Source organism: Streptomyces sp. SID14478 (genome assembly GCF_010548525.1).
Classification (GTDB): Bacteria; Actinomycetota; Actinomycetes; order Streptomycetales; family Streptomycetaceae; genus Streptomyces.
The window spans coordinates 1-4,180 of sequence record NZ_JAAGMG010000395.1 but is presented as its reverse complement, the minus strand read 5'-3'; the positions used below and the strand labels follow the sequence as shown (position 1 = coordinate 4,180).

3 protein-coding genes are annotated in these 4,180 nt (G+C 72.2%); 1 reads left to right on the top strand and 2 read right to left on the bottom strand.

Features of this window, described 5'->3' with window-relative positions; all coding sequences use genetic code 11:
* Both G3I40_RS13125 and G3I40_RS13120 read right to left on the bottom strand, forming a co-directional pair.
* On the bottom strand, positions 1–1,978 hold a 1,978-nt coding region (locus G3I40_RS13125; RefSeq protein ID WP_164302341.1), incomplete at its 3' end, for a beta-galactosidase.
* A 26-nt stretch (positions 1,979–2,004) separates the two neighbouring features.
* Positions 2,005–2,604: a TetR/AcrR family transcriptional regulator gene (locus G3I40_RS13120; protein WP_343244915.1), complete on the bottom strand. Its 600-nt coding sequence runs from the start codon at positions 2,602–2,604 to the stop codon at positions 2,005–2,007.
* A 137-nt stretch (positions 2,605–2,741) separates the two neighbouring features.
* Between G3I40_RS13120 and G3I40_RS13115 the strand changes: the two genes are divergently transcribed.
* The coding region (locus G3I40_RS13115) for an MFS transporter (protein ID WP_164302340.1) at positions 2,742–4,180 on the top strand (1,439 nt) is incomplete at its 3' end.

Sequence of the window (4,180 nt, the reverse complement as noted above, 5' to 3'; positions counted from 1 at the left end):
CGGCGACGCCGCGCGGTGCGAGCGTGACCGTGGCGGCCGGTTCCGCGTCGGGGCGCAGCCGGTCGCGCAGGGGCGCGGGCAGTTCCACGACGGCACTGCCCGGACCGTGGTTGAGCAGGAACAGGAAGCGGGTGCCCGCGCCTTCGCGGACGGTGGCCTGGACGTGCGCGGGCAGCCCGGGAAGCACCGGCCGGACGTCCGCCGCCGCGCGCACCTGGTCCATCAGCGCGCGCATCGCCGTCGCGTCGAGCCGCGTGCCGAGGTACCAGGCGGTGCCCGATCCGAACGCGTGCCGGGTGACGGCGGGGCCGCCCGCGAGGTCTCCGTCCGTGAAGCGGGCGACGGCCTCGGCGCCCTCCAGGTGGATGACCTCGGACCACAGGTCGGCCGTACCGTTCAGCGCGCCGTGCACGGACACGCGGGCGCCCTCGTCGAGCGGCCAGAACTCCTCCGTGCGCAGGCCCAGCAGGCGCCGCAAGTGGGCCGGGTAGCCGCCCGGTCGGATTCGGTCGCACTCGTCGACGATCCCGGAGAAGAAGGAGACGAGGAGGTGTCCGCCGCCCTCCACGTACGCCTCCAGGCGGCGGGCGTCGTCCTCCGTGAGCAGGTAGAGGTTGGGGACGACGACGAGCCGGTACGCGCTCAGGTCGCGGTCCGGCGGGAGGATGTCGCAGGCGACGCCCGCCTCGAACAGGGTCTGATGGTGCGCGCGGTTGATGAGGCTCTGGTCGAGGGACGTGGACGGATGCGAGTCCAGCTCCAGCGCCCACCAGCTGTTCCAGTCCGTCAGCAGGGCCGCGTCCGCCCGGGAGCGGGTCCCGGCGATCTCCGGGACGGACGCCAACTCCCGCCCCAGGTCCGCCACTTCACGGAAGACGCGGGTGTCGGTGCCGGCGTGTGGGAGCATCGCCGAGTGGAACTTCTCGGCGCCGCCGCGTGATTGGCGCCACTGGAAGTACAGCACCGCGTCCGCGCCCTGGGCGACGGCCTGCCAGCTCCACAGGCGCATCGTGCCGGGCTTCTTGGGGCCGTTGCGGGGACGCCAGTTGACTGCGCTCGGCGCCTGCTCCAGCAGCATCCAGGGCTGTCCGTCGCGGGCCGAGCGCATCAGGTCGAAGCTGAAGGCGGCGACGCGGTGCGCCATGGGGTCGTACGGGTCCTGGTAGTAGTCCAGGGACATCACGTCCTGGTGCGGCGCCCAGGCGAAGGCGTCGACCGGCTTGTGCTGCGGCATCAGGTTCGTGGTGACGGGGACGTCCGGTGTGACGCGGCGCAGCACCGCGTGCTCGGCGAGATAGCACTGGCGCAGCGCGTCGTCACTGAAGCGCCAGTAGTCCAGCTGCTGGGCGGGGTTGGCGAAGGTGGGCGCGAGACGCGGCGGCAGCACCTCGTCGAACGTGTCGTAGCGCTGGGACCAAAAGGCCGTGGACCAGGCGTCGTTGAGCTCCTCCACGGTGCCGTAGCGCTCGCCCAGCCAGCGACGGAAGTCGGCAGCCGACACGTCGCAGTAGCACTGCCGGGTGTGGCAGCCGTACTCGTTGCCGACGTGCCAGGTGTCCAGCGCCGGGTGCTCGGCGTAGCGCGTCGCGAGTCGTTCGACGAGGCGGGCGGCGTACGTGCGATAGACGGGGCTGGAGGGGCAGTAGTGCTGCCGCCCGCCGGGCCATCTGCGGCTGCCGTCCGCCGACTCGGGCAGGACCTCCGGGTGCAGCCGGGACAGCCAGGGCGGCGGCGACGCGGTCATGGTCGCGAGACAGACGCGGATCCCCGCGTCGCCGAGGTGGTCCATGACGCGGTCGAACCACCCGAAGTCGTACTCCCCAGGCCGCGGTTCGACCTTCGCCCAGGAGAAGATCCCGGCCGTCACCATGGTGACCCCGGCCTCCTTCATCAGGAGCATGTCCTCGGCCCAGGTCTCCTCGGGCCACTGCTCGGGGTTGTAGTCCCCGCCGAAGTGGAGCCGGCTCGCTGCTGTCATGGCCCCAACTATCAATTAATTACGAACTATTGTGAAGAGGGTCGCCGTACGCTCTGCGCCGCCCCGAGCAGCTGGGGCCACAGCGCCGCGCCGAGCTCGTCCGGGTCGATCGGGCGGTCGTGCCCGAGCCAGTCGACGATCGCGCCCAGCAGCGCGCCCGCGACGAACGCCGCCGTCGGGTCGTAGGCCGCGACGTCGTCCGGCGTGCCGGCCGCGCGGGCGCGGGAGGTCTGCACGGAGACCGTGAGGCGGCGCAGCAGGTGGTTGTGCACGCGGGCGCTGCCGCTGTCGCCGAGCAGCGCGCGGTACAGGGCGGCGTGCTCGGCGACGTGCGTGAACAGGGGAGTGAGCACGCTGCCCGGTGCGTCGTCGGGCGCCGCGGAGTCGGCCTCGTTCTGCGGCGTCTTGGCCACCAGTTCGTCGAAGACCGCGGTGCAGGCGGACGCCGCCAGATCGGCCACGTCCGCGTAGTGCTCGTAGAACGTCGAACGGTTCACGCCCGCGCTCTTGGTGACGTCCGAGACGGAGATCCGGGACAGCGGCCGCTCGGCGATCAGCTCGCGCAGGGCGGCCTCCAGGGCGGCGCGGGAGCGCGGGGGGCGGGGGTCGGCGGCTCGGGCGGTCACGGCTCCACTCTACATTTCCAACAGGTGTAGGATTTCCGACGGGTGATGGAAATCGACCCGGTGTCTCTCGTTGTCTCCATGGAGAGACCGAACTCCCCTGTCCGTTCGTGCAGTTGAGCTTCCAAGGAGACTCTCCGATGGCCTCTGAGGCCTCCGCCGCTCCCGCGGCCCCCGCCACCCGGCCGGGCGGTGTCATCGCGACCCTCGCCCTGGCGGGCATCGTCGCCTCGGTCATGCAGACGCTGGTCATGCCGCTGCTCACCGAACTGCCCGACATCCTGCACACCAGTGCCTCGAACGCGACGTGGGTGGTCACCGTCACGCTGCTCGGCGGCGCCGTGTTCGGCCCCGTCGGCGGCCGCCTCGGCGACCTGTACGGCAAACGGCGGATGCTGCTCGTGTGCTGCGTCCCGCTGGTCGCCGGATCGGCGCTGTGCGCCGTGTCGTCGTCGTTCGTGCCGATGCTCGTCGGCCGCGGTCTGCAGGGCATCGGCATGGCCGTGATCCCGCTCGGCATCAGCCTGCTGCGCGACGTCATCGCGCCGGAGCGCCTCAGCGGCGCCATAGCCCTCGTCAGCGCCTCGCTCGGGATCGGCGCCGCGCTCGGCCTGCCGATCGCCGCCGCCGTGGTCCAGTACTCCAGCTGGCGCGTGCTGTTCTGGGGCGCCGCCGCGCTGGCGCTCGCCGTCTTCCTGATGATCTGGTTCCTCGTGCCCGGCTCGCCGGCGAGCGCCGCAGGGCAGCGCTTCGACGTCGTCGGAGCCGTCGGCCTCGGGGCCGGCGTGCTGTGCCTGCTTCTCGCCGTGTCGAAGGGCGCCGACTGGGGCTGGGGCAGCGGCACGACGCTCGGGCTGTTCGCCGCGGCCGCCGTGCTGCTGCTCGCCTGGATCCGCTGGGAACTGCACACCCGGGACCCGCTGGTCGACCTGCGCACGACCGCCGCGCCGCGCGTCCTGCTGACCAACGCCGCCTCGATCCTGGTCGGCTTCGGGATGTACGCGCAGTCGCTGATCTCCCCGCAGATCCTGCGGCTGCCCGAGGCCACCGGCTACGGGCTGGGCCAGTCGATGCTCGCGATGGGGCTGTGGCTGGCCCCGGCGGGCGTGATGATGATGCTGATCTCGCCGCTCGGCGGAAAGCTCACCAACGCCCGCGGCCCCAAGTTCACCCTGATCCTGGGCTCGTTGGTGATCGCGGCCGGCTATGCGCTGGCGCAGCCGCTGATCGGCACGGCCTGGGGTCTGATGCTCGTCGGCCTCGTCATCAGCACGGGCGTGGGCTTCGCGTACGGGGCGATGCCCGCGCTCATCATGGGGTCGGTGCCGCGCTCGGAGACCGGCTCCGCCAACAGCTTCAACACGCTGATGCGTTCGCTCGGCACGTCGTCGGCGGCCGCCGTCATCGGAGTCGTCCTCGCCCAGATGACGACCCGGCTGGGCCCGGTCTCCCTGCCGTCCGAGAACGGCTTCCGCGTCGGGCTGCTGATCGGCGGCGCCGCAGCGCTGGGCTCCGCCGCCGTCGCCGCGTTCATCCCGTCGGCGCGGGCCGCCGAGGACACCGGCCCCGCGCGGCAGGC